This is a genomic window from Allobosea sp. LjRoot237 (assembly GCF_964253285.1).
GTDB lineage: Bacteria > Pseudomonadota > Alphaproteobacteria > Rhizobiales > Beijerinckiaceae > Allobosea.
The window spans coordinates 150,775-174,597 of the sequence record NZ_CAXUQP020000001.1 but is presented as its reverse complement, the minus strand read 5'-3'; the positions used below and the strand labels follow the sequence as shown (position 1 = coordinate 174,597).

Below are 23,823 nucleotides of genomic sequence, written 5' to 3'. Positions count from 1 at the left end.
AATAGGAGACGTCATTCCGGACCAGCGGCGCAGCCGCGCAGCTCCGGAATCCATCGAAGGGAACTGTGCTCTACGATGGATTCCGGCACTCCGCTTCGCTGCGGCCGGAATGACGGTGATAGTTGGCCTGCTGCTCGCGAGCGCGCCGGCAAGCGCGCTCGAAGCCTACAAGGTCGTCGGCGACGCAATTCCAGCGCCGCTCGGCGGCCGGATCGGCGATGCCACACGCGGGCGGGCGCTCGTGCTCGACCGCACGCAGGGCAATTGCCTGATCTGCCACCATGTGCCGGAGCCGAACGAGCCCTTCCAGGGTACGATTGGTCCGGATCTCGCCGGGGTCGGCGTCCGACTCGATGCCGGGCAGCTGCGCCTGCGCCTCATCGATGCCGGCGTGCTCAACCCGCAGAGCGTGATGCCGCCCTATTTTCGTACCGAAGGATTGCGAGACGTTGCCCCGGCCTTTCGCGATCGGCCGGCGCTAACCGCCCAGGAGATCGAGGATGTCGTCGCCTATCTCGCCAGCCTGCGCATACCTTGAGCCGGCGCTGTCGCGCCGCGAGATCATGGCGGTCGGCGCCGCCGGCCTTGCGCTCGCAACCTTGCCCGCGCCCGCTCGCGCAGCCGCGCCATCGGCGCTCAGCGAGTTGATCGCGCGCATCACCGAAGGCGCAGTGCCTGAGCGTAGCCGGATCACCTTCGACATCCCTCAGCTGGTCGAGAACGGCAATTCGGTCGATGTCGCGATCCAGGTCGAGAGCCCGATGACCGAGGCCGAGCATGTCCGCTGGATCCATGTCATCGCCGAGAAGAACCCGTTTCCCGACGTGGCGCGCTTCCATCTTTCCCCGCGCAGCGGCCGGGCCAATATCCGCGCCACCTTGCGCCTTGCCACCTCGCAGAAGGTCGCGGCCATCGCGGCGCTGAGCAGCGGCGGCTACGTCATCGCCGATGCCGACATCGTGGTGACGCTGAGCGCCTGCATCGACGGAGGCTAAAGCCATGGCATCGTTCAACGCCCGCATCACCATGCCGGCCGAGGCCAAGGCCGGCGAGATCGTCGAGATCCGCGTCCTCGTCCGCCATCCGATGGATCGCGGCGGCCAGGTCGACGCCGAAGGCCAGGTCGTGCCGCGCAAGATCCTCAATCGGCTGACGGTGACCTATGCTGGCGAGCCGGTCTTCCGCTACGACATGCACACCGGCGTTTCGGCCAACCCCTTCGTCAGCTTCACCACCCGCGCCATTGAGACTGGCGACCTCTCCTTCGAATGGCGCGAGGATGGCGGAGCGACCTATACCCGCACCGCCCGTCTCGTCGTGACATGACGATGCAGCCTCAATGATACCCACAACCCTCATCCTGAGGAGCCGCGGCAGCGGCGTCTCGAAGGATGCTCCAGAGCGCGCTGGATCATCCTTCGAGACGCGATCTGCGATCGCTCCTCAGGATGAGGGCTACAGTTCCAGGCAGTCTTTTCGATCTGTGAGCCTACTTATTGGCCTGCTGCTCGCGGCCGTCCCGGTCGGCGCCGACGAGATCAAACCGGGCAGCGCCTTCCTCTCGCCGGAGATGCAGCGGCAGCAGCAGGACCAGGGCCGCAACCCCGGCTATCTCTGGGTCGAGCAGGGCGAGGAACTCTTCAGCCGCCGCGAGGGTGGCGCGCCGACCTGCACCTCCTGCCATGCCGACCCCAAACAGAGCCTGCGCGGGGCGGCAGCCCGCTACCCGCAGGTCGACGCCGCCAGCGGCAAGCTGATCAACCTCGAAGGGCGTATCGAGCAGTGCCGGGTCGATCGCCAGAAGCAGCCGGCATTCGGCTATGAAAGCCAGGACTTGCTCAGCCTCGCCGCCTATGTCGCCTCGCTCTCGCGTGGCCTGCCGCTGTCGGTCTCGGCCGAGGGCGCAGCCAAGCCCTATTACGACGCCGGCAAAGCCTTCTACGAACGCCGGCAGGGCCAGCTCAATCTCGCCTGCAAGCAGTGCCATGACGATCTCGTTGGCCAAAAACTGCGCGGCGACACCGTCAGCCATGGCGTCGGCACCGGTTATCCCGCCTACCGACTCGAATGGAATGGGCTGGGCTCGCTGCACCGCCGCCTGCGCGCCTGCTCGCTCGGAGTCAGGGCAACCCAGTTCGACTACGGCTCCGACGACTATCTCGCGCTCGAACTCTATCTCGCCGTGCGCGCCAAGGATTTGCCCATGGAGGCGCCGGGCCTGCGGCGTTAGTGCTCCTCCCCTTCAAGTCGTCCCGGACAAGCCGCGTGAGCGGCGCCGATCCGGGACCCATGCCTGAGCCTCTATCGGAAAGGCTCAGGCATGGGTTCCGGGTCTCCCTGCGGTCGCCCGGGACGACTCGCTGATATCGAAGACTCCTCTATTGGCTGCGATCGTCGGAGCCGTCACGATCCCGGCACAGTCCTGTCGGAGATGGCTTGGATGCTTCGCCTGCCTGCCCTCATCGCCGCGCTCCTGATCGCCACCGCCGCCATCGCCCAGCCCGATGCCGAGCCGCCGGCCTCCGCTGCAGGCGTCGCGGCGCCGCCACCCTTCGTATTGAAAGGCACCGAGGTCAGGACGATCCGGGCCAAGGCGCTGCAGCGCGACTACGAGATTTTCGTCAGCCTGCCGGATTCCTACCAGGCGCAGCCGCGGCGGCGCTTCCCGGTGCTGTTCGTCACCGATGCCGACTACGCCTTCCCGCTGGTACGCAGCATCGCGCGGCGGGTCGGCAACCGGGCGCAGGGGCTCGAGGAATTCATCCTCATCGGTCTGTCCTATGCGGTCGGCGATACGCCCGAATTCAGCCGCCGGCGCGACTACACGCCGACGCCGAACGGCGAGAAGACGAAGGATCCCTCCGGCCGCCCGCCGGTTTTCGGCGAGGCGGAGGGCTATCGCCGCTTCCTCGCCGAGGAGCTGATGCCCTTCGTTGCCGCGACCTACCGCACCGACACCACCCGCAGCATCTATGCCGGCCATTCCTATGGCGGGCTGTTCGGCCTCCATGTCCTGCTGACTGAGCCGAAGCTGTTCTCACACTACATCATCGGCAGCCCCTCGCTCTGGTTCGACCAGAAGGTGATGCTCCAGCGCGAGCGTGATTATGCGCAAGCCAACAAGGAGCTGAAGGCCAATGTGCTGATGGCGATCGCCTCCTATGAGACGATCGACAAGGCCTCGGATGATCCGCGTTACAACCGCAAGACCGACATGATCGCCGATCTCAGGGAGTTCGAGCAGGCGCTGCGCTCGCGGGGCTATCCCGGCCTCAAGCTCTCGACCGAGATCATCCCCGGCGAGGACCACCTCACCGTTTTCCCGACGATCGTAACGCGCGGCCTCCTCTGGGCGCTGCCGGCCAGGCGGGACTGAGCAGAACAATCCCCGTCATTCCGGACAAGCGCCGAAGGCGCGCAGCTCCGGAATCCATCGTAGAGCGCCGGAGCCCTACGATGGATTCCGGCGCTCCGCTTCGCTGCGGCCGGAATGACGGCGGGTGGGACTGAGCCTCAATCCTTCTTGTCCTTACTGTTCTTCGACTTCCCCTTGTCCTTCGGCTTCACCCGGTTCTCGAAGCTCGCATTGCCGAGCCCGGTGCCGATCGTCAGCACCGCCCAGTGCTCGACATCCTGCATGAACGGCAGTTCGCTCAGGCCTTGGACGACGGCGTCGTTGTGCATGGCGACGACGGTAGCATGCTCCCCGATTTCCGGCGCCATCTCGCGGATGTTCTCGACCAGGTTGAAGCGGCTGCTCGACCAGTTGCCCGGCAGGTTCTGAGCGCCGCGGTCGATCGCGCCATCCGCTTCGATCAGGCCGGGGCAGCCGACGCCGATGAAGGGCGCGACCCGCAGGCCTCCCTTCTCGGCATGCTTGATCTGCTCGCGCAGCATCTTGCCGAGGCGCTTCACCGCCTCCTCGCGGCTCGGCTCCTCGTCGGCATGGCGCCAGAGCTCCGTCTCCCAGACGCGTGCCTTGCTCAGATCGGGCGCCTTGTCCTGGCGCAGTTCGACGATGCCGGCGCGGATGTTGGAGCCGCCGATATCGACCGCGACCAGGCTGTCATAGGCTTCGAATATCCATTTCGGCGCGAGATGGGCGCTGCCGACCAGCCCGGCCTCGTCCGAGTGATGGCGCACCGGCATGAGCTCGACCGCGAAACCTTCCGTCTGCAGGATGATGCCGGCGCGCGCGATCGCCAGCTCGCCGATCCGGCTCTGCCGGAAGCCGCCGCCGACAACGATACGCTCGACCGGACTCCAAGCCTTCTGGCGCAGGAAGCGGCGGATCACGAAGGCGAGGGACTGGGCAAAACGCTCGACCGCCGAGAGCACCAGCGCCGCCTCGCGGGCCGACCCCTCGGTGATGAGCTTGTCGAGCTCCGACTTGCTCGGCGTCTTGCCGGCGTCCGCCAGCGGATCCTCTCCCGCCTCGGCGAGATGGCCGCGCAATTCGGCGAGATGGTCCATGAAGGCACTGCGACTCGCCTTGTCGCCAAGGAAGCCGTCGGCATCGCGGATTTCGAGATTGTAGCTGGTGACGACGACGGAGGGCAGCTCCTGCGCCCCATGAGGCCCGTTCGCGCTCGCCTTGCTCGCCGTCGCCACTGCCATCGCTTCGCCCCAGCCTTGAAAGCACGCGGAGAGAACGAGCAAGCGCCCCAGCGGTTCCTGCGCCGCACCGCCGCATGGCCCGCCTGCGCTACGGGCAGGCGAATTCAACCTGCTGGCGATTGACCGCGCCTAGCCGTTTCGCCTCCATAGCCGTGGTCGGTTCGCGGCCGGGGGGACAGATATGCTCGAAGTGATCAGCCGCTCGCTCGTGATCGGCATCGGCGCAACCGCGCTGCTCGACCTCTGGGCGCTGTTCCTCAATCGCGCTTTCGGCATACCGCTCGCGAACTGGGCTGCGGTCGGGCGCTGGTTCGCCTATCTGCCGCGCGGCCGCTTCGCGCATGACACCATCGCTGAGACGCCGCCGGTGCAAGGCGAGCTCGCCACCGGCTGGATCATGCACTACCTGATCGGCGTCCTCTTCGCCGCGATCGTGCTGCTGCTCTGGGGCCTGGACTGGGCGCGCAACCCGACGCTGCTGCCCGCCCTGATCGTTGGTGTCGTCACCGTCGGCTGCGGCTGGTTCATCCTGCAGCCCGGCATGGGCTTCGGCCTCGCCGCGAGCAAGCGGCCCAACGCCAATCAGGTCCGGCTGATCGGCTTGATCAACCACATCGTCTTCGGCTTCGGGCTCTGGCTCATAGCGTTCCTGACCCGCTGAACCCCAACGATCAAAATTTCATACGCAAGGACCTGACCGATGGCCGCGACCCTGTTCCACAACGCCCGCATCGTCGACGGCACCGCGCCCGAGCCCGCAGCGCCGGTCTCCGTCCTGGTCGAGGGCGGGCTGATTCGCGAGGTCGGCAAGACCGTTCGCTCCGACAAGGCCCGGGCGATCGACCTCAAGGGCCGCACGCTGATGCCCGGGCTGATCGATGCCCATGTCCACGTCATCGCGGGCCTTGCCGATCTCGGCCGCAACGCCGCCCTGCCCGATTCCCTCGTCACCGTGCGCTCGCTGGTGATCATGCGCGAGATGCTGCTGCGCGGCTTCACCACGGTGCGCGATGTCGGCGGCGCCGATTTCGGCCTGAAGCAGGCGACCGAGGAGAACGACTTCCCGACACCGCGCCTCGTCATCTCGGGCAAGGCGCTCAGCCAGACCGGCGGCCATGCCGATTTCCGCGGCCGCTACGAAGACAGGCTCGCGCCCGGCACGCGCCATCGCCTCGGCGCGCTCGGCCGCATCTGCGACGGCGAGGCCGAGGTTCGTCGCGCCGCCCGCGAGGAACTCAAGGGCGGCGCCGATTTCATCAAGATCATGGCCAATGGCGGCTGCGCCTCGCCGACCGACCCGATCCATTTCCTCGGCTTCTCGATCGGCGAGCTCGAAGCGGTGGTGGAAGAGGCCCGCATGGCCGGCACCTACGTCTCCGCCCATGTCTATACCGACGAGGCGATCCGCCGCTGCGTCGAGGCCGGCGTCCACTCGCTCGAGCATTGCAACCTGATCCAGGCGGAGACCGCAAAGCTCGCGGCCAAGAATGGCGCCGTCGCGGTGCCGACGCTCGTTACCTATGACAAGCTCGCCAGCGAAGGCGGCAAGCTCGGCTTCCCGCCCGATTCCGTCGCCAAGGTCGAATATGTTCGCGCCGCCGGCATGGAATCTCTTGCCATCATGAAGAAGGCCGGGCTCGCCATGGCCTATGGCAGCGACCTGCTCGGCGAGATGCATCGCCACCAGTCCGAGGAATTCGTGATCCGCGGCCGGGCCCTGCCGGCGCATGAGGTGATCGGCGCCGCCACCCATGTCGCAGCCAAGCTGCTGAAGCTCGAAGGCAAGATCGGCACGGTCGCACCCGGCGCCTTTGCCGACCTGATCGTTGTCGATGGCGATCCGCTGAAGGATCTGGCGCTGCTGACCCGCCAGGGCCGGCACATGCCTGTCATCATGAGGGCCGGCGCCTTCATCAAGCGCGGCCGGCTGGATTGACGCGTCGATGAAGCCATGGACGCAGCTCGACGCCGCGCAGATTCCTGGCGGCGGCACCCTCAAGCTCATGCGCCGCGGCGAGAACGAGTTCTCGATCACGCTCGGCCATAACGAGCTGATGAACTCGCGCCTCAAGGGCTCGGAGGAGGCGCTGGCGACGCTCGCCATCGAGAGGATCGGGCAGCGCCCAAAGCCGCGCCTCCTGATCGGCGGGCTCGGCATGGGCTTCACGCTCCGGGCTGCGCTCGCCGCGCTTCCGGCAGATGCCGAGATCGTCGTTGCCGAGCTGATCCCGGCGGTGGTCGCCTGGGCGCGCGGTCCGCTCGCCGCGCTCTTCGCCGGCTGCCTCGACGATCCCCGCGCCAGCGTGCAGGAAGCCGACGTCGCGGCGGTCATTCGCGAAGGGCGCGACCGCTACGACGCGATCCTGCTCGATGTCGACAACGGGCCGGATGGGCTGATGGTCGAGGCCAATGACCGCCTCTACGACCATGCCGGCCTGTCCTATGCGAAAGCCGCCTTACGGCCGGGTGGCGTGCTCGCCATCTGGTCGGCCGGACCGGACCGCAACTTCACCCAGCGCCTGCGCCAGGCCGGCTTTATGGTCGAGGAGAAGACGGTGCGCGCCCGCGCCGGAGCCGGCGGCGCCAAGCATGTGATCTGGTTGGCGAACGCAGCCGGCACCACTTCGACCGCGCGGCCTCCGCGGCCTCCGTCGAAGCGGCGCCGTTAAGGCTCGCCCAGCAAACGCGCCAGGCTGGGCGAGAGCCCGACATTCGGAACGGCCGCTGGCAAGGCGAGATCGCCCCGGCTCGGCTTTGGCGGCGGGTTGCGTGCCGCTTCGAGCACGGCGGCGAAGCCGGCTTCAGTCGAGCAGATCACCGGTACGCCGACATGAGGCTGGACTCGGATTGCGAGACCCGCAAGCCCGGCGCCGCCCAGGATCACCGCCTGCGCCCCATCGCGCATGGCCGTTCGCCGGCAGGCGTCCGTCAGCAGCGCGAGCGAGCCATCCGGATCGGCGGCGATGTCGCCGCCGGTCGGCGCCACCGTCTCGATGGCGGCGAGCCGGCCGTCCAGCCCGAGCGCAGCAGTGAACTCGGTCAGGATCGGCCCCCAGCGCTCACCGCCCGTCACGATCGAAAAGCGCCCGCCCTGCGAAGCCGCCTGGTGGCAGGCGGCCTCGGCCATGCCGATGACAGGCACGCCGGCGAGTTCCTTCAGAGCCATCAGTCCGGGATCGCCGAAGCAGGCGAGGTAGACCGCATCGCAATCGGCGCCGTGCTCGGCAAAGGCGTCGAGCGCCGCATGGCCGGCGATGGCGCCGGCGCTGCGGCTGGAAATATAGCGCGCCCCAAAGCGACCGGTGGCCGGCTTCAGCGTCACGCCGGCGGGCGTCAACGGCGCCAGCACGCGCAGGACCAGCTCGGTCATCTCGGAACTGGTGTTCGGATTGAGGACGAGGATGCGCAAGATGATCCCGAGACGAGTTGGCTGACGCTGGCGGCCTTCACCCAGCCGCGTTCGTCGAGCTTTGCCGTGCCCGGCGCTCCACGGCAAGAGAGAGCGACACGCATCCATGGCATGATCGCTACACGACGCCGGCTGTCCTTTAAGCCATCGGGCTCCCCCGCCCGGAACCATCGCGCTCCGATCGGGTTGCAGGCTCAACCGACCTCACATCGGGAGACTGGACGATGCCAGCCAAATCGAAGGCACAGCAGAAGGCAGCCGGAGCCGCGCTCGCCGCAAAACGTGGCGACATCCCCAAGAGCGAGCTCAAGGGCGCTTCGAAATCGATGGTCAAGTCGATGAGTGAGAAAGAGCTCGACGAGTTGGCCTCAACCAAGCGCAAGGGCAAGCCGGAACACGCGGCGAAGGATTAAGAAAGAACCGGCCTCGCCGGACGGTGCCGCCCGACTTGCCTGTCGCTCCGATTGTCAGGTTTCGCCACCGTCCCGGGACTGCATGCATAGCAGGCCCTGCTCGATCGCGGCGCGCGCCGCTTCAAACGCAGCCGTATCGCCGGGCAGCTCGCCCTGTTGCTGTTCGAGCAGCAGCAGCGCGGTCTCGTAGAGCTCGCGGACATCGCCCGCCCGCAGGACCCGCTTCTGGACCAGACTGCGCAACAGGGCCGCCATCGTGGCCGACAGGATGAGGTCGCTGGCAGCCGTTCTACCGCCTGCGGGGAGTGCCATCGGCCTACTCACGTGACGGGCGATGACGGCGGCTCGGGAATATCATGACCATCCGCCGCATAAGCGTTGATCTTGTTGCGCAGCGTCCGGATGGCGACACCGAGAATGGCTGCGGCGTGCGTCCGGTTGCCGCCGGTCTCCCGCAAGGTCGCCAGGATGAGATCGCGCTCGACCTCGGCGATCGGCAGACCGACGAGTTGGTCCAGAGCGGCTTGCTCAGGTTGTGGCTCGATCATGGCCAGTGGTCCTCTCCGTGCCCCCTAATGGCCCCGGTGGACAGCGACCAGAGAACCTCCTCAAGGTTAATGAAAGGTAAAGCGCCGGTCACGATGGCGGATCGCGCCGGCACCACGGAGGCCGAAGACCGGGATAGGCGAGGGCTGGCAAGCGGCGGTCCCACCACTCGTGCGCCAAACGATTCGCACAGTGGCGATCGATGGAGCCCCGATGGCGTCCCGGAAGGGATTCGAACCCCTGACCTACGGTTTAGGAAACCGTTGCTCTATCCTGCTGAGCTACCGGGACGCACGTTCTTGCGTTTAGCATAAAGCCGATGCGGGTGAAGCCTTCGTTTGCAGCGATCGTATCGTTCCTTGCCGGCATGGCAGCGTCGATCGCTGTGACACAGGCCGCGGATGACGTTTGCGCGACGCCAGACGCAACTGAAGCGGTCAGCCTCGCTGGTCTCGATCGGCATGGCGACGTGCTGCTCGCCGACGGTCGGAGCGTCAGGCTGGCCGGTCTCGCGCCACGGCAGAACGATGCCGAACGCGAGCGCTTCGCTGCGCAGCTGACGCGTTGGCAGGGTCACGCGTTCCGGTTGGCGCAGCTCGGCGGTGCGGATCGCTGGGGCCGTCTCCCCGCCCGCCTGCTCGCAGCAGAGGACGCCACCAATCCATTCGCCGGCCAGCCCGACCTGACCGCTGCCCTCCTCGCCGGAGGCGCCGCACTGCGCCTTGCCGAGCCGGGCCTTGCCGCTTGCAACGAACTCTGGCGGAAGGCCGAACCGCGGCAGATGGTGACGGGTAAGCCGGGCAGTCCTCCGCTAGCGGCAGCGCAGGGAGGTTTTGCCGCAGTGGCGTTCCCGGTCGTCGACGGTCATGATGCCGCCGCGATGAAAGCGCAGGCGGGCCGGATCGTTGTGGTCGAGGGGCGTATCGCTGCTGTCGGAGAGCGGGCGCAGCGAACCTATCTCAATTTCGAGCGGCGCCGCGGCACCGGCGGCAGCATCGTCCTGTCGCGCGCGCTGTGGCGTGAATTGCAGCGCAGCGGCTGGACCGCCGCGACGCTGACGGGTAAACGCGTGCGCGTACGCGGCGTGATCGAGGGGCGCGATGGCCTCCTGATCGAGGCCGAGACACGCAGCGCACTGGAATTGATCGACTAGGGGCAGATGCGGAGACTTCAGCGACATCGTCAGCCGTTCCGGGGGCGTCTCGCCGCCGCGGTGCTACCGGCCCTGTTGCTGGCGGCCTGTTTCGGTGACCAGAACTCCGTATTGGCGCCGCTCAACCAGCCCGGCGGCGAGCCGGCGCCGCGGGTTGCCAGCCTGCAGCGCGGCACCGATCGCGAGCATCAACGCCTGCTCGCGGCTTTCGGCGGCGAATATCGCGCACCGCAGGTCAAGGCTGTGCTCGAGGAGATCATCGCCCGCCTCGCCAAGGCCGGTGAAGGCCAGATCGGCACCTATGAGGTGACGATCCTGAATTCGCCGATCGTCAACGCCTTCGCCTTGCCGACGGGGCGGCTCTACGTCACGCGCGGCCTGCTCGCTCTGGCGAACGACTCGGCCGAGATCGCCTCGGTGATGGCGCACGAGATCGCCCATGTCACCGCGCGCCACGCCGTCGAGCGCGCCGAAATGGAGGCGGAATCGGCGCTGGTCAGCCGGGTCGTGGCACAGGTGCTCAACGACCCGACGACCGGGGCGGCGGTGCAGCAGAGTTCGAAGCTCTCGCTCGCCCGCTTCTCGCGACAGCAGGAGCTCACCGCCGACCAGATCAGCGTGCGCAACATCGCCCGCGCCGGCTACGATCCCTATGGTGCCGGCCGCTTCCTGGTCTCGCTCGGCCGCAACACCAGCTTCCGCGCCGGCCGGCAGAGCAGCGGCGACAAGAAGCTCGACATCCTCTCGAGCCATCCCTCGACACCAGAGCGCGTCGCCGCCGTCACCAACGGCGCCCGTCAGATCGGGGCCCCGGGCATCGGCGAGCGCGAGGCCTCGCGTTGGCTCGCTGCGATCGATGGCGTCGCCTTCGGCGACGACCCGGCCGACGGCGTGGTGCGTGGCCGCCGCTATCTCAACAGCGCGCTGCGCATCGCCTTCACAGCGCCTGATGGCTTCGAGCTCGAGGCGGCACGCGAGATGGTCGTCGGCGTCAGCAGTGACGGCACGCAGGCGCTGCGCTTCGACTCGGTCGCGCTGAAAGCCGGTCAGACGCTCGAATCCTATGTCGCATCGGGCTGGATCGACGGCGTCGCCACCGCCGAGGTCCAGTCGCTCACGGTCAGCGACCTGCCTGCGGCCGTGACCTCGGGCAAAGGCGCCGACTGGACCTTCCGCCTCGCCGCGATCCAGGCCGGGCCGCGCGTCTATCGCTTCATCCTGGCGGCCAAGGGACAGAACGATCCCGAACGCGCCATGCGTGCCCTGCTCGACAGCTTCCGCAGTCTGAGCGCCAGCGATGCGCAATCGGTCAGCCCGCTGCGGATCAGGCTGGTCACCGCCAGCGCCGGCGACACGCCCGTCAGCCTCGCCGAGCGCATGGCCTCGACCGACCGGCCGCTCGAGCAATTCCTGATCCTGAACGGGGTGGAGCGCAGTACGAAGCTGACGCCCGGACAGCGTTACAAGATCGTGAGCGAATAGCCCGCCTCGCCGGTCTGACCCGCCTTCGCGCCTTGTGCTAGCCTGCCGCCATCCGTCAGGACAGGGAGGCAGCCATGGCGCTCGATCGCCGCATCGTCGAACTCTACGACGAATACACCCACAAGCCGCTCGACCGGCGCAGCTTCATGAACCGGCTGGTCGCCATCGCCGGTTCCGCGGCGGCGGCCGAGGCCGCGCTCTCGCTCCTGGAGCCCAACTATGCCCAGGCCCAGCAGGTCACGGCGGACGACGCCCGCATCGAAGGCAAGCGCATCGACGAGACTATCGGTGGCGTGAAGCTCAAGGGCTATCTCGTCACACCGAAGACGCAGGCCAGGCGCGGGGGTGTCCTGGTCATTCATGAGAATCGCGGGCTCAACCCGCATATCGAGGACGTCACCCGGCGCGCGGCGCTGGCCGGTTTCAGCGCGCTCGGGGTCGATTTCCTCACCCCGCTCGGCGGTACGCCGGCCGATGCCGACGCGGCGCGTGCGCTGTTCCCGCAGCTCAAGCCGGAGGATGTCATCGCGCAAGGGCGCGCGGCACTGGCCTTCTTGAAGGCGCGGCCGGACGCCACCGGCAAGGTCGGCGCCGTCGGCTTCTGCTGGGGTGGCGGCGCGGTCAACGACCTCGCCGTCAGTGCGCCGGAGCTCAATGCCGGCGTCGTCTTCTACGGTCGCTCGCCCGACCTCGCCAAGGTGCCGCAGATCAAGGCGCGGTTGCTGATCCAGCACGCTGCGCGCGACACTCGCCTTGTCGAGGGACTACCCGCTTATGAGGCCGCGCTGAAAGCGGCCGGCGTCAATTACCAGGCGATCGTCTACCCTGACGTCGACCACGCCTTCCTCAACGACACCAGCGCCGAACGCTACAACGCCGCTGCGGCCAAGCTCGCCTGGGAGCGGACGGTGGCCTTCCTCGCGGCCGAGACAGGGGCCGCCTGAAACAAAAAAGCCCGGCGGAGCGATCCGCCGGGCTTTGTGTAGCTTGTTCTGGAAAAGGCGCCCTCAGGCAGCCTCCTCCTGAAGATCTTCGTCGCCCTCTTCGGCCTCGGCCGCCTCGGCGGCCTCACCCTTGCCGGCGCGGCGCGGCGACTTGGCGAGCTGGCCCTCGATCTTCTTCAGCGCTTCGGTCTCGGTGATCTCCTCGACCACCGCGATCTCGCGGGTCATCCGGTCGATCGCCGCCTCATAGAGCTGGCGCTCGGAATAGGACTGCTCGGGCTGCGCTTCGGAGCGATAGAGATCGCGTACCACCTCGGCGATGGCGACGAGATCACCCGAATTGATCTTGGCTTCGTATTCCTGGGCCCGGCGCGACCACATGGTGCGCTTGACCCGGGCGCGGCCGGTCAGCGTCGCCAGCGCCTTGCCGACGATCTCGGCATCAGCGAGCTTGCGCAGACCAACGCTCGCCGCCTTGGCGGTGGGCACGCGCAGGGTCATCTTGTCCTTGGCGAAGCTGACGACGAAAAGCTCGAGCTTGAAGCCAGCGACTTCCTGCTCCTCGATCGCCGTGATCTGACCGACGCCATGGGACGGGTAGACGACGAACTCGCCCGTCCTGAAGCCCTGGCGCACAACAGTCTTCTTCGCAGTGGACATGCCGTTTCGACTCCTGATTTCCCCGCGGGACGCGGAGACGCGACTTTTCGCCGCTGGTCGGAATGACCGGCGGCTCTCTGCCTGACACGACGGGAACGACCTTCTGGTCTTCTTTCCCCGACGCAACACGCTCCCTCAGTCGATCGTTTCTTGCGAACCACCAGACACGAAGACAGCGACACGCCGGACATTCTGACCGGTGTGCGTTGCTGCCGTCTCAGGGGGTGCCCCGTTTGTGTGACCTCGCAGGGGCAGGCGGAACGAACTCGACTGTGGCTTGTGGATACCACAAAAATCGCGCCGAATCAAAGGTAAACGGAATGCAAACCCCGCCGGACCGCGCGGCGGCCGGTTATGGTTGACCTAAATCCGGTTCTGACGAAGCGTAAGCTTCAGTCGCCCTCGCCGGGCTCCGGCGACAAAAGCTCAAGCTTGCCCGGCACGCCGTCGAACTCCTTGGCGTCCGCGGGCGAATCCTTCTTCTGCGTGATATTGGGCCAGCTCGCGGCAAACTTCGCATTGAGCTGCAGCCAGTTGTCGAGACCTGGCTCGGTGTCGGGCTTGATCGCCTCGGCCGGGCATTCCGGCTCGCAGACGCCGCAGTCGATGCACTCGTCCGGGTGGATGACGAGGAAGTTTTCGCCTTCATAGAAGCAGTCGACCGGACAAACCTCGACGCAGTCCATGTATTTGCACTTGATGCAGTTCTCGGTGACCACATAGGTCATGACGCTGTCCTTCCGATCGGCCGGCGCTTTTTAGAGCCGGTCGAGAGAATGTTTCAAGGCCCTGTCACGACCGGAAACGAGATCGAACTTCCGTCGAAACCAGCGTTTCGAGAAGATTTTTCGCGGGCGGGCCAGCGCTCGCCACATCTGTCACGCGCTCTATCCCGCAGGCTCGTCGGGCGCAAGCGGCGCATCGCCGCGCTCGGGGCCACCCAGGACCTCGTATAACGTCTGCGCCTGTTCATAGGAGCCCCGCCGGGCTGCGAACGCGATCGCACGCACCACCAGCGTCGCATGCGGCAAAGCGAGCGTCAGCACATCGCCGAGCTTGAGGCCGAGAGCCGGATTCTCGACGCGCTTGCCTGCGACCCGGACATGCCCGTCCTCCACCAGCCGCACGGCAGCCGGGCGAGTCCGCGCGAAGCGCGCGAACCAGAGCCATTTGTCGAGGCGTTGCCGATCGTCCCGCAAGCGGAAACCGCGCCTTTCTCGCTATCAGTTCTTGCGCCCGTCGTTGCCTTCGAGCTGTGCCTTGAGGGCCAGGAGCTTGGCGAAGGGCGAATCCGGATCGGGCTGGCGTTCGGCCGGGCGCGGCCGGGCCGGCTGCTGGAAGCGCTGCTCCTTGCCGCCGCGCTCGTCGCGACGCGGGCCGCCGCCGGGGCGACCGCCATCGCGCTTGAACTCCGGCCTCGGGCCACGGTCCGGGCGTCCGTCGCGGCCCTGCTGGGTATTGCGGCCAGCTGCCTCTTGCGTCGCAGGCTTGGCCTCGCCGCCGCCAGCCGGGCGCGGGCCGTTCCAGCCGCCTTCGCGCCAGCGATTGCGGTTCGGCCGCTGACCACCCGGCTTGCCCTCGCCGCCTTCCGCAGGAGCAGCCTCGGCGCCGGCACGTCGCTCGGGCCGCCGGCCGCGCTGGCCCTGCTCGGGACGCCGCCCACCCTGATGGCGATGCGGCCGCCAGATCTCGATCAGCTCCGGTTCCGCCGGCGGAGCCGTTTCGACTGCCACGGCAGGCTCGGCCGCCGCGGTGTCGATCTCGGCCTGAGGCGCGGCTTCCGTCGCGGGCTCGTCGCTCGGCAATGCCAGGGTCGACATCGCATCGGCCGGCACCGGTTCAACCGGGTTGACCGGCTCTTCATCGATTGCGGGCGCGGCAGCGAGTTCCGCGTCGGTCAGGACCGGAACATCAGCCGTTTCGCTTGCTGGCGTTACGACTTCAGCGCCTTCGCTCGCGACCTCGCCATCGGACGATGGCGCTTCGTTCAACGCGTCGACCTGCTCGGTCGCCAGGACCGTGCCAGCTGCGGGCGCCTCCACGTCCGGCGCAACGGCGACGACAGGCGCTGGCGCGACGGCGAGCGCCGCGGTGATCGCAGGTCCGGGCCGCTTCTGCGAGACATAGCCGAGCGAGCGCAGGATCGAGGCGAAGTCCTCGCCGGCGCAGCCGACGAGCGAGGTCATCGCCCCGGTGGCGACGAAGCCATCCTGGTCGGCGGCGCCCGCCGGCGGCTGGCCGAGCGTCAGGCCCGGACGATAGGCGATCGCGGGCCGGATCAGGTCCGCCAGCCGCTCCAGAATATCGACGCGCACGGCACGCTCGCCGCAGACGCGGTAGCCGGCAGCGCGGTAGAGCCCCTTGGGCACGTCCTTGTTGGCGGGAAACGAAGTCCGGCCGGACGAGGCGAGATGGGAGATGTCGTCGAGCCCGGCTGCCTCGGGATTGCCGTGCTTCAGCGCCCAGAGCTGGGCGGCAAGCGCGCGCGGCGCCGGCTTCAGCAGGGCCGGGACATAGAGGTGGAACGCGCCGAAGCGGATGCCGAGCTGGCGCAGCGCCGCCCGGCCTTCCTGGTCGAGCGTCTTCATCTCCTCGGCGACCTTGGCGCGCTCGAGCACGCCGAGCGCCTCGGCCGCCTGATAGGCGATGCCGCGGGCAATGCCGGCAGCGCTCTCGGCGTTCTCCAGGATCTGGAGCGGGCCGAGCAGCCTAGTGATGTGGTGCTTCAGCCAGGCCAAAAGCCTAGTCTCGATCTGCTCGCGGGCCTGTGCCGGCAGATGGTCGTCGACCATCAGGCGCAGGCGCGGCTCCAGCACCTTCTCGCCGGCGGTCAGGCGCGCCACCGGCTCGCCGATCCAGCGCACCAGCCCGTCATGCGAGAGCACGAAGGCGTCGTCGCCGGCCAGCACGACGCGCGAGGCGCGCGCCTCGAGCTCGCCGGCCAGCGCCTTCAGCGCCGCCGCGTTCAGCGCCTTCGCTTCCGGCCCACCCGCCTTGGGATCGGCCGTGAAGCGAAAGCCTTGCAGCAATCCGACATGCTGACCCTCGACCAGGACATCGCCGGTCGCGGTGACTTCGGCCTCCAACATTGCATTCTCCCGCAGGCGACGCATCAACACGCTCGTACGCCGATCGACGAATCGGCTGGCAAGCCGTTCGTGCAAAGCGTCCGACAGCCTGTCCTCTACAAGACGCGCCACCCCCTGCCAATGCTCAGGATCGGGCAACCAGTCCGGCCGGTTGGCAACATAGGTCCAGGTCCGGACCTGGGAGATGCGGGCCGAGAGCGTATCGATCTCGCCATCGACGCGGTCGAGGGCAGCCAATTGGCCGGCATACCAGTCCGGATCGAGCCGGCCATGACGCATCAGACGCAGATACAAAGTCGTCGCCAGCTCGGCATGCTGCATCGGCGCAATCTTACGGTAATCCGGCAGCCCGCAGACTTCCCAGAGCCGCGATACGGCCGGTTTGCCTTGCGCCAGTCGCGACACATCCTGATCGCGCGCCAGGATTTCCAGCGTCGTCATGTCCTCGGCGATCAGGGCGCGGGTCAGCCCTTGCTCCTGCGGCTGGATGTTGAGGCTATCGATCAGCCCGGGAATCGAACGCTGATCGAGATCAGAATTGCGCCATTGCACCTGCCGAACCGATTCGAAGCGATGGTCCTCGATCGCCTCGACCAGCTCCTGCTCGAAGGGCGGCGAGCGCCCGGTCGTGCCGAAGGTGCCGTCGCGCAGATGCCGGCCGGCGCGGCCGGCGATCTGGCCGAACTCGGCCGGGTTGAGCTTGCGATAGTGATGGCCGTCGAACTTGCTGTCACCGGCGAAGGCGATGTGGTCGACGTCGAGGTTGAGCCCCATGCCGATCGCATCGGTGGCGACGAGATAGTCGACATCGCCCGACTGGTAGATCTCGACCTGGGCATTGCGCGTGCGCGGGCTGAGCGCACCGAGCACCACCGCCGCCCCGCCCTTCTGCCGGCGGATCAGCTCGGCGATGGCGTAGACCTCCTCGGCCGAGAAGGCGACGATCGCCGAGCGCCGCGGCAGGCGGGTGATCTTGCGGTCGCCGGCGAAGGAGAGCTTCGACAGGCGCGGGCGAGAAACGACGTTGACGCCGGGGATGAGCTGCTCGATCAGCGGCCTCATCGTGCCAGCGCCGATCAGCATCGTCTCCTCGCGGCCGCGATGATTGAGGAGGCGATCGGCGAAGACATGGCCGCGATCGAGATCGGCGGCGAGCTGGATCTCGTCGATGGCGACGAAATCAACGGCGAGATCGCGCGGCATCGCCTCGACCGTGCAGACCCAAAACCTCGGCCGCTCCGGCTTGATCTTCTCCTCGCCGGTGATCAGCGCGACCGCCTGCGGCCCGACCTTGTCGACCACGCGCTGATAGACCTCGCGCGCCAGCAGGCGCAGCGGCAGGCCGATCATCCCCGTCGGATGTGCGACCATGCGCTCGATGGCGAGATGGGTCTTGCCGGTATTGGTCGGGCCGAGCACCGCCGTGACACCGCGGGCGCGGATCGAAGGCGGAAGGGAACGGGGCTGGATCAAGACGCTGGAGCTTTCCTGCAGTCCGGGCGGGGCAAGCCCTACTGGTTCAGGCCGCCCAAAGGCAACCCGATCCGTGAACAGAACGAGTCCGGAACGAAGCGGGGGCGAATCGCTGACTCCCACAGAATCAGGTTTCGTTCACGGCGAGATATTGCGGCAAGCGATTCAAAAACCACAAGATTTTGAATCGTCTTCATTGTCCATCCTTCGCCGACTTGCGCGCGCGAGGGCCGCTTTCGCCTATGTAGGCCGTCATGGCGACAGAACGAGGGGCAAGGCGACGATTGCTGCAGGCGGACTTCGGTCAGTCGCCGAAGACCTCGGCCAGGACCTGCGCCGCTTCGCCCGGCGCCTCGACATGGACGAAATGGCCGGCGCTCTCGCAGAAGCTGACTTCCACATCGTCGAAATAATGCGACAGGAAGGCGGACCATTCGGACTTCAGGATCGGGTCGTGCCGGCCCCAATGCACCCGGGTGCGCTGATGGATCGGCACGGATGGCGCCGGATGGCCGTCGATCGCGGCGATCCGCGCGGCGTTCTGGCTGCGATACCAGTCGAAGCCGCCGCGCAGATTGCCGGGCTTCATGAAATTCTCGACCCATAGGTCGAAGACCGGCGCGAAGGCCTCCTTGCGGTGGCACCAATGCGTCAGGAAATGCCCGAGATAGAGGGCGCAGGCTTCGCGGCTCGATCCGATCAGCTGCTCGGCCAGCGGCAATTGCTGGAAGGACTGGTACCAGATCTCGTTGACATGGCCGTCCCGGACCCAGGCCGAACCGACGCTCGGCGTCGGGCAGTTGAAGAACAGGAGCTTCTCGACCCGCTGCGGATGGCGCCGGGCCAGCCCCTGCGCGACATAGGCGCCGACATCGTGTCCGACGACGCCGACCGGGCCGAGACCGAGCGCCTCCAGCAGCGCCGCCATGTCGTCGGCATGGCTGTTGGCGCCGACATCGCTGCGTGGCGCCGAGGATTTACCGCTGTCGCCGAAGCCGCGCAGATCAGGCGCGATCAATCGGAACTCGCCATGCAGCCGGTTCATCAGCGGCAGCCAGCTCATCCAGAATTCCGGCCAGCCATGAAGCAGCAGCACCGCCGGCCCGTCGCCGACCTCGGCGACATGCAGGACGGTGTCACGCACGACGACCTGGCGATGCCTGAGGCCGGGAGGCAAGGCAAAATCGCTGGACATGACGGCTCCGGAGGCGAATCGCCGGGAAGGCTACCCCGTCGCCCGGAGATCCCGCAATTCGTCGAACGGCAAAGCCTCCATGCGGTGCTGGTCGGATCGTGGCTGAAACGCAGGCGGGGATAGAGAACGATCTTATCCCCGGCGGTTCCGGCGGCCTCAGAATGGCGCACTTCAAACCAGGGAGCACGCCATGCCGGATCTGCCGCATCGTTCAGCCAGTGACAGTGCGCGTTGGCGCGAAATCGTGCTTCTGCGTCGTAGGCTCGTCTCGCTGAAGGCGCAGACACGGCTGCTTCGGCACGAACTCGCCCGCAAATACAATCCCGACCAGCCGCGCGTGCCGGCCGGCAGTGCAGGTGGTGGGCAATGGACCAGCGGCGGAGGCGGCGGCGATCCGACGCTGACGGGCACCGACTGGCTGGGCGATCTCGGCAATGCCCTGTCGACAGCACTGAGCTTCAGCGACGTCGTCGCCGATACCAGCGGCGAGGAGAGCTGGGCCTTCTATCAGGACGCCACCCGCCCTGACGGCTCGTTGGCCGAACGCGCCGTAGTCAATCGCGACGGCTCGACCATCCAGTCCGAATTCGCCGAGCCTGACAAGCCGAGCGACTGGGACGAGCGCCACACCGTCACTGTGCCCGAAGGCGGCAAGACCACCTTCGAGACCGCGGGCAGCACCCAGACGATCCGGGCCGGAGGCCCGGATGGCGAAGTCGTCTCGCGCTCGACCTGGACCGAGCGCGGGCCGGAGCGGGATGCGACGGTGCAGCAGGCGTTTGCTCCGGCGATCGTGCTCGCTCCGGCCGCCGCGGAGATCACAATCACGACCGCGCTGACACTCTTCACTTGGCTGTCGGCGCGAAACAAGATCGATGGGCTACAGGCCGTCGCCGGCTTTAGCGCGCGGGAATTCCAGGAGGGTGCAAGCAGTTCACCAAGGCTGGATTTCGTCGCCAACTTGACCGAGCAAGAAGCCGACCGAGCTTGCAACCGCCGGAATACGGTCCAAGAGCTATTGGACGAAGCAGCTCGCGACGCCGGAAGCCCAAGCAACTACCCGAATCCTGGAGCTTACGGATCCGCCGTCCATACCCGTGTCAAACGAGGAGTCGACAAGGAAAACGACCCTGATTTTCGAGCCGAGATTTCTGCGTTTAGAGAGGAGGTGGCTGGTGATGGCGCGAGACGCTACGGTCTCAAAGACACACTGCGGGCCGACGTCGTCGAAAGGGCCAGCGAGACGACTGCTTGTGGCTACGATCTTAAGACCGGCAACGCTATACTTGGGCCAAAGCGCGCCGCTGAATTAGTCGCTTTGATGAAACGCCTCTATCCGAGCGCCCAACGATTCATCATCATGCAAATGAAGCCACGCAAATGACGACAGCCCGGCAGATTCGCCAACTCTTTGCGCCGTTGCTCGCCGAAAACTCAGACATCGTCTTTCATAAGAACTATATCTACCTCAAGCCGGTGAGACACATGCACCGGTGCATCGGCATCGGTCGATCAGGCGGCCGCGACGCTTTCATCGTCACAGCCGCAGTCAATTTTACATTCAATTTGTCGGGCGTGATCTGGGAATGGCCACTCGGCATTCGAGGTCATGGCTGGTGCTGGAGCGATCCGGATATGCCAGATTTGTTCAAGCGGTTGGTTGGGCAGGCTCTTTCGCAGCTGCATGCCATCGTCACGCTGGAGGATTTTGCCGCGTTTGCTTCGCGCGACAGAACTTTCATCACGAGCCCGCTTTACGCGCACAAGGATTGCCAACTCCGCGTCGACATCGCCCTAGGCAATCTCAGCAAGGCGCTTGCCGATTGTCGCGAGCTCGATCGGCTACGCGGCCCGCCACCCCACACGGAATATTTCGCGCGGCTCTGGAGCAGGGTCGTAGACCCTGTTCTGCCTCTGCTTGAACGGGGGGATGTCGCCGGCCTGACTGGCCTACTGCGCGAATGGCAAGCGACCTATATCAAGGCTGAAGGTCTGGAGCCTTCTTTCGAACCCACGCCCTTCCCGCTCGAACTCGCAGCCTGACCTCAATTCCGCGTCGTCGTCGCTGTCACGCCGGGATCGACCTTGAAGCTCGAGGCCTCGATCACCGCGGTGCCGATCATCGTCTTCACCGAGATGCGCACCGGCAGCATCATGTTCGTCCCGGCGACGGGGGCGAGCCAGGTCGAGATTTCCTTGTTCTCGGCCATGAACTTGGTCGAGGGGCGCAAGCTTCGATGGCCGGCGATCGGGACATAGCGCGCCTGGCAGACCGAGACCGGGCCGCTATAGCCGTCGATCTTGACCTCGCGGGTGCCGGAATAGCTCAGCTTGATGTCGTAACGCGCCGCGCCGTCGAAGATCGCCAGCGTGCGGTTGCAGGCGGCCGCGCCGCTGCCGCGGCCCGAGACCTCGACCGGCATCAGGAAGGCGCTGAGCGGGTCCATGATGTTGCGCTGGTGCTCGTCCTTGAGCGGGACGCGGTCGGGCTTGGCGTCGATCGGCGGCTCGATCGCCAGCGCCTGCACGGCGTTGCGGTCGAGCGCCATGCGCACGGTGCGGCTTTCGCTGGAATTGGCCGAGGAGACGGCGAAGGTCGCCGGCGACAGCCTGCCGCCGTTGAGGTTGCCGGTGGCGGCGCCCGAACCGCGCCCGCCGGTGAAGCTGCCGACGAGCCCGGTCAGCTTGGCGTTGGCGTCGAGCTTGTAGCTGGCGCCGTCGACACCACCGGACAGATTGGCCTTGCCAAGCGACAGGCCGAGCAGCGTGACGTCATAGGTCGCGTCCAGCGACGCCGCATGCGTAGCCGGCGCCGACAATGCGAGCATCAGCGCTGCGAGGCGCGCACTGCTGGCGGACGACGGAGAGAGCTTCATCGGGAGGCTCCGGGCGCGAGTGATGCTCGTCGCATGCACTGGGATTCGGTCCGAATCGTGACTGGCTTTGCACCAGCTTGGCGGGATAATGGTTACCGAGATGTTTCCGGCAGCAATCTGCGCTGTCGCCTTGACGGGCCGCCAGCCGGCGGCTATAGACCCGCCACTTCAATTTGACTTCCGGTGCTTGCCTGCCGGCACGTCGCGTGTCGGCAATTTGCGTTGAGCATTCGGAGATTTTGGGAACACGATCATGGCCCGCCGTTGCGAACTGACCGGGAAAGCCACCCAGACCGGCCACCTCGTCAGCCACTCGAACCGCAAGACCAAGACGGTCTTCCGGCCGAACCTGGTCAACGTCACGCTGCAGTCCGATGCGCTCGGCCGCTCGGTCCGCCTGCGCGTCTCGGCCAACGCCCTGCGCACCGTCGATCATCGCGGCGGCCTCGACGCCTTCCTGGTCAAGGCTCCGGCCGGAGAGCTCTCGCCGGGCGCGCTGACGCTGAAGCGCGACATCGAGAAGAAGCTCGCCGCCAACTGAGCGGACTTTCCCCTCGGGACTGAACGAAGCGGCCGCAAGGCCGCTTTTTTCGTTTGGGCTCTTGTCAGCGGAGCATGCGCAACCTGCCCCCTCTCCCCTGCGGGAGGGGGCCGGGGTGAGGGGTCGCGCGACGCCTATCGCTGGCTCATTGCTCCTTCGTTCTCAGAGCCTTCCAGACCTGAACGACCCCTCATCCGGCCCTTCTGGCCACCTGCTCCCGCAAGGGGAGAAGGGAAGGGTCGAGCATGACGCGTACTGTTATTGCGCCAGCTCGAATTCCAGCAGCACCGTGCGCTGCAGGAAGGTCGAGAAATTATCGTCAGAGATCAGGGTGATGACCGTCCGCCCGTTCTCCTGATGGACCGCCATCCCCTCCATGTTGTCGATCTCCTGGCCGAGATCGGCCTCGATCAGGAGCGGTCCGTCCAGCTTCGCGCCCAACCGGATCGTGCCGCCGGCGATGCGGCGGATGCGCAGGCCGACGCCGCGCAGCGGCTTGTACCAACGCTCCAGCAGCAACATGTCGCCGCCCGGCAGGAAGGCGAGGTCGGTGATGTCGTAGCCGTCGCGGCGGGCTACCTGCAGCGTGCCCGGCTGGCGCCCGCCGATGATGAAGCCCGTGGTCGGCTCGTCCTCGCGGCCGGAGCGCTCCGAGATCGCGATCAGCGCCCCGGCGAGCGGGTGGCCCGCCGGCAGCACGCCGAGCGCCTCCACTCCGCGATTGCTCGGCAGGCGCTTCAGCGCCGGCGTCGTCGGCACGAGTTGCGCTCGCGCCTCGACGCCATAGCGGGCGAAATCGAAGCGCAGGATGTCATGGGCGCGCTCGACGCCGATGAAGGCGATGCCGCCCTGCATGGCGAGCGATTCGGTGTCGTAATAGCGCGAGCGGTGCAGTGGCTTGCCGGACGCCCCAAGAATCGGCGCGAGCTCGGCCTCTTCCAGCCCGCTAAGCTTGCCAGCACTGCGTGCGAGCCTGGCTGTCAGCCAGAAGCCGTTGTCGGTGATGGCGACGATCCGCGCCCCATCGGGCGAACGCCACAGCCCCGAGAAGCCGCCGAAGCGGGGATGACTGCCCGAGAGCTGGAGTCCGCCGCGGAAGACCAGCTGGCCGAAGCGGGTCTTCGCGGCATTGCCGGGCTCGAAGCTCGTGATCCGCCGCGCCGAGACGCTGACCGGAACGCGCGCCGGCTCGAGGCTCTGCGCTCGCGCAGGCAGACTGAGCGCTGTTGCGCCAAGTCCGGCAACGAGCCCGCGGCGCGTAAAAGACGTCGATGTCATGCGCAAGCGGCGAAGGACAAGCGCGGGAGCCCTCCCCCCTTGTGGGGGAGGGTTGGGAGGGGGGTGACCGGGTGAGCGTTGAATAATCGCCGGCGATCAACCTCACGGCTGACTACCCCCCTCTCTAACTCTCCCCCACAAGGGGGG

26 protein-coding genes and 1 tRNA gene are annotated in these 23,823 nt (G+C 67.0%); 15 read left to right on the top strand and 12 right to left on the bottom strand.

Annotated elements, in window-relative coordinates; translation table 11 throughout:
• Window positions 1-109 precede the first annotated feature (109 nt).
• The 5 genes from soxX to ACSQ24_RS00785 all read left to right on the top strand — a co-directional run bounded on the left by soxX (window position 110) and on the right by ACSQ24_RS00785 (window position 3,376).
• Window positions 110-538, top strand: a complete 429-nt coding sequence (gene soxX / locus ACSQ24_RS00805; RefSeq protein ID WP_436092852.1) for a sulfur oxidation c-type cytochrome SoxX — start codon at window positions 110-112, stop codon at window positions 536-538.
• Window positions 501-995, top strand: a complete 495-nt coding sequence (locus tag ACSQ24_RS00800) for a thiosulfate oxidation carrier protein SoxY (RefSeq protein WP_436092851.1) — start codon at window positions 501-503, stop codon at window positions 993-995. Before soxX ends, ACSQ24_RS00800 begins: the two co-directional genes overlap by 38 nt.
• Before the next feature lie 4 nt (window positions 996-999).
• Window positions 1,000-1,326, top strand: a complete 327-nt coding sequence (soxZ, locus tag ACSQ24_RS00795) for a thiosulfate oxidation carrier complex protein SoxZ (protein WP_436092850.1) — start codon at window positions 1,000-1,002, stop codon at window positions 1,324-1,326.
• Window positions 1,327-1,483: 157 nt separating this feature from the next.
• Window positions 1,484-2,230, top strand: a complete 747-nt coding sequence (gene soxA / locus ACSQ24_RS00790) for a sulfur oxidation c-type cytochrome SoxA (protein WP_436092849.1) — start codon at window positions 1,484-1,486, stop codon at window positions 2,228-2,230.
• 210 nt (window positions 2,231-2,440) lie between these two features.
• The gene (locus ACSQ24_RS00785; RefSeq protein ID WP_436092848.1) at window positions 2,441-3,376 is read left to right on the top strand and encodes an alpha/beta hydrolase; all 936 of its coding nucleotides are present in this window, start codon (window positions 2,441-2,443) and stop codon (window positions 3,374-3,376) included.
• A 137-nt stretch (window positions 3,377-3,513) separates the two neighbouring features.
• Here the strand turns inward: ACSQ24_RS00785 and ACSQ24_RS00780 are convergent, their stop codons facing one another.
• Window positions 3,514-4,617, bottom strand: a complete 1,104-nt coding sequence (locus tag ACSQ24_RS00780; protein ID WP_436092847.1) for an ROK family protein — start codon at window positions 4,615-4,617, stop codon at window positions 3,514-3,516.
• A gap of 181 nt (window positions 4,618-4,798) precedes the next feature.
• Here ACSQ24_RS00780 and ACSQ24_RS00775 point away from each other — a divergent pair, with 181 nt between their 5' ends.
• From ACSQ24_RS00775 to ACSQ24_RS00765, 3 genes are read left to right on the top strand one after another with little or no spacing between them, the layout of a single operon-like run.
• The gene (locus tag ACSQ24_RS00775; RefSeq protein WP_436092846.1) at window positions 4,799-5,278 is read left to right on the top strand and encodes a DUF2938 domain-containing protein; all 480 of its coding nucleotides are present in this window, start codon (window positions 4,799-4,801) and stop codon (window positions 5,276-5,278) included.
• A gap of 39 nt (window positions 5,279-5,317) precedes the next feature.
• A complete protein-coding gene (locus tag ACSQ24_RS00770) occupies window positions 5,318-6,553 on the top strand; it encodes an amidohydrolase family protein (protein WP_436092845.1) in 1,236 nt (411 codons plus the stop codon).
• 7 nt (window positions 6,554-6,560) lie between these two features.
• Window positions 6,561-7,286 carry a hypothetical protein gene (locus ACSQ24_RS00765; RefSeq protein WP_436092844.1) on the top strand — a complete coding sequence of 242 codons (726 nt, stop codon included), beginning with the start codon at window positions 6,561-6,563 and terminating at the stop codon, window positions 7,284-7,286.
• On the opposite strand, the gene ACSQ24_RS00760 is transcribed toward ACSQ24_RS00765, so the two are convergent.
• A complete protein-coding gene (locus ACSQ24_RS00760) occupies window positions 7,283-8,026 on the bottom strand; it encodes an aspartate/glutamate racemase family protein (protein ID WP_436092843.1) in 744 nt (247 codons plus the stop codon). The genes ACSQ24_RS00765 and ACSQ24_RS00760 overlap by 4 nt on opposite strands.
• A gap of 224 nt (window positions 8,027-8,250) precedes the next feature.
• Between ACSQ24_RS00760 and ACSQ24_RS00755 the strand changes: the two genes are divergently transcribed.
• Window positions 8,251-8,439, top strand: coding sequence for a DUF3008 family protein (locus ACSQ24_RS00755; RefSeq protein WP_436092842.1), 189 nt, complete (start codon window positions 8,251-8,253; stop codon window positions 8,437-8,439).
• A gap of 54 nt (window positions 8,440-8,493) precedes the next feature.
• Here ACSQ24_RS00755 and ACSQ24_RS00750 read toward each other — a convergent pair whose 3' ends face one another.
• From ACSQ24_RS00750 to ACSQ24_RS00740, 3 genes are all read right to left on the bottom strand, one after another.
• Window positions 8,494-8,751 carry a hypothetical protein gene (locus ACSQ24_RS00750; protein ID WP_436092841.1) on the bottom strand — a complete coding sequence of 86 codons (258 nt, stop codon included), beginning with the start codon at window positions 8,749-8,751 and terminating at the stop codon, window positions 8,494-8,496.
• An 8-nt stretch (window positions 8,752-8,759) separates the two neighbouring features.
• The gene (locus ACSQ24_RS00745; protein ID WP_436092840.1) at window positions 8,760-8,987 is read right to left on the bottom strand and encodes a helix-turn-helix domain-containing protein; all 228 of its coding nucleotides are present in this window, start codon (window positions 8,985-8,987) and stop codon (window positions 8,760-8,762) included.
• A 212-nt stretch (window positions 8,988-9,199) separates the two neighbouring features.
• Window positions 9,200-9,276: transfer RNA gene (locus ACSQ24_RS00740), tRNA-Arg, on the bottom strand.
• Window positions 9,277-9,304: 28 nt separating this feature from the next.
• On the opposite strand from ACSQ24_RS00740, the gene ACSQ24_RS00735 reads away from it, so the two are divergent.
• From ACSQ24_RS00735 to ACSQ24_RS00725, 3 genes are all read left to right on the top strand, one after another.
• Window positions 9,305-10,138 (top strand): hypothetical protein, encoded by an 834-nt coding sequence (locus tag ACSQ24_RS00735; RefSeq protein WP_436092839.1) that lies wholly within the window; start codon window positions 9,305-9,307, stop codon window positions 10,136-10,138.
• 6 nt (window positions 10,139-10,144) lie between these two features.
• Window positions 10,145-11,620: a M48 family metalloprotease gene (locus ACSQ24_RS00730; RefSeq protein WP_436092838.1), complete on the top strand. Its 1,476-nt coding sequence runs from the start codon at window positions 10,145-10,147 to the stop codon at window positions 11,618-11,620.
• Between the two features lie 74 nt (window positions 11,621-11,694).
• Window positions 11,695-12,564 carry a dienelactone hydrolase family protein gene (locus tag ACSQ24_RS00725; RefSeq protein WP_436092837.1) on the top strand — a complete coding sequence of 290 codons (870 nt, stop codon included), beginning with the start codon at window positions 11,695-11,697 and terminating at the stop codon, window positions 12,562-12,564.
• A gap of 63 nt (window positions 12,565-12,627) precedes the next feature.
• Here the strand turns inward: ACSQ24_RS00725 and ACSQ24_RS00720 are convergent, their stop codons facing one another.
• The 5 genes from ACSQ24_RS00720 to ACSQ24_RS00700 all read right to left on the bottom strand — a co-directional run bounded on the left by ACSQ24_RS00720 (window position 12,628) and on the right by ACSQ24_RS00700 (window position 18,981).
• The gene (locus ACSQ24_RS00720; RefSeq protein WP_126115114.1) at window positions 12,628-13,224 is read right to left on the bottom strand and encodes a CarD family transcriptional regulator; all 597 of its coding nucleotides are present in this window, start codon (window positions 13,222-13,224) and stop codon (window positions 12,628-12,630) included.
• Window positions 13,225-13,616: 392 nt separating this feature from the next.
• Window positions 13,617-13,952 carry a ferredoxin FdxA gene (gene fdxA, locus ACSQ24_RS00715; RefSeq protein WP_126115113.1) on the bottom strand — a complete coding sequence of 112 codons (336 nt, stop codon included), beginning with the start codon at window positions 13,950-13,952 and terminating at the stop codon, window positions 13,617-13,619.
• A gap of 159 nt (window positions 13,953-14,111) precedes the next feature.
• Window positions 14,112-14,423 carry an RNA-binding S4 domain-containing protein gene (locus ACSQ24_RS00710; protein ID WP_436092836.1) on the bottom strand — a complete coding sequence of 104 codons (312 nt, stop codon included), beginning with the start codon at window positions 14,421-14,423 and terminating at the stop codon, window positions 14,112-14,114.
• Between the two features lie 24 nt (window positions 14,424-14,447).
• Window positions 14,448-17,783, bottom strand: coding sequence for a helicase-related protein (locus ACSQ24_RS00705; protein ID WP_436097795.1), 3,336 nt, complete (start codon window positions 17,781-17,783; stop codon window positions 14,448-14,450).
• Window positions 17,784-18,090: 307 nt separating this feature from the next.
• Window positions 18,091-18,981 carry an alpha/beta fold hydrolase gene (locus ACSQ24_RS00700; protein ID WP_436092835.1) on the bottom strand — a complete coding sequence of 297 codons (891 nt, stop codon included), beginning with the start codon at window positions 18,979-18,981 and terminating at the stop codon, window positions 18,091-18,093.
• Between the two features lie 190 nt (window positions 18,982-19,171).
• Here ACSQ24_RS00700 and ACSQ24_RS00695 point away from each other — a divergent pair, with 190 nt between their 5' ends.
• Both ACSQ24_RS00695 and ACSQ24_RS00690 read left to right on the top strand, forming a co-directional pair.
• Window positions 19,172-20,365 carry a hypothetical protein gene (locus ACSQ24_RS00695; RefSeq protein ID WP_436092834.1) on the top strand — a complete coding sequence of 398 codons (1,194 nt, stop codon included), beginning with the start codon at window positions 19,172-19,174 and terminating at the stop codon, window positions 20,363-20,365.
• Window positions 20,362-21,024, top strand: coding sequence for a hypothetical protein (locus ACSQ24_RS00690; protein ID WP_436092833.1), 663 nt, complete (start codon window positions 20,362-20,364; stop codon window positions 21,022-21,024). The genes ACSQ24_RS00695 and ACSQ24_RS00690 overlap by 4 nt, the downstream gene beginning before the upstream one ends.
• Before the next feature lie 2 nt (window positions 21,025-21,026).
• Here the strand turns inward: ACSQ24_RS00690 and ACSQ24_RS00685 are convergent, their stop codons facing one another.
• On the bottom strand, window positions 21,027-21,857 hold the full coding sequence (locus ACSQ24_RS00685; protein WP_436092832.1) for a DUF3108 domain-containing protein: 831 nt from the start codon (window positions 21,855-21,857) through the stop codon (window positions 21,027-21,029).
• Between the two features lie 253 nt (window positions 21,858-22,110).
• On the opposite strand from ACSQ24_RS00685, the gene rpmB reads away from it, so the two are divergent.
• The gene (rpmB, locus tag ACSQ24_RS00680; RefSeq protein WP_129157511.1) at window positions 22,111-22,398 is read left to right on the top strand and encodes a 50S ribosomal protein L28; all 288 of its coding nucleotides are present in this window, start codon (window positions 22,111-22,113) and stop codon (window positions 22,396-22,398) included.
• A gap of 258 nt (window positions 22,399-22,656) precedes the next feature.
• Here rpmB and ACSQ24_RS00675 read toward each other — a convergent pair whose 3' ends face one another.
• Window positions 22,657-23,676: an esterase-like activity of phytase family protein gene (locus tag ACSQ24_RS00675; RefSeq protein ID WP_436092831.1), complete on the bottom strand. Its 1,020-nt coding sequence runs from the start codon at window positions 23,674-23,676 to the stop codon at window positions 22,657-22,659.
• Window positions 23,677-23,823: the final 147 nt, after the last annotated feature.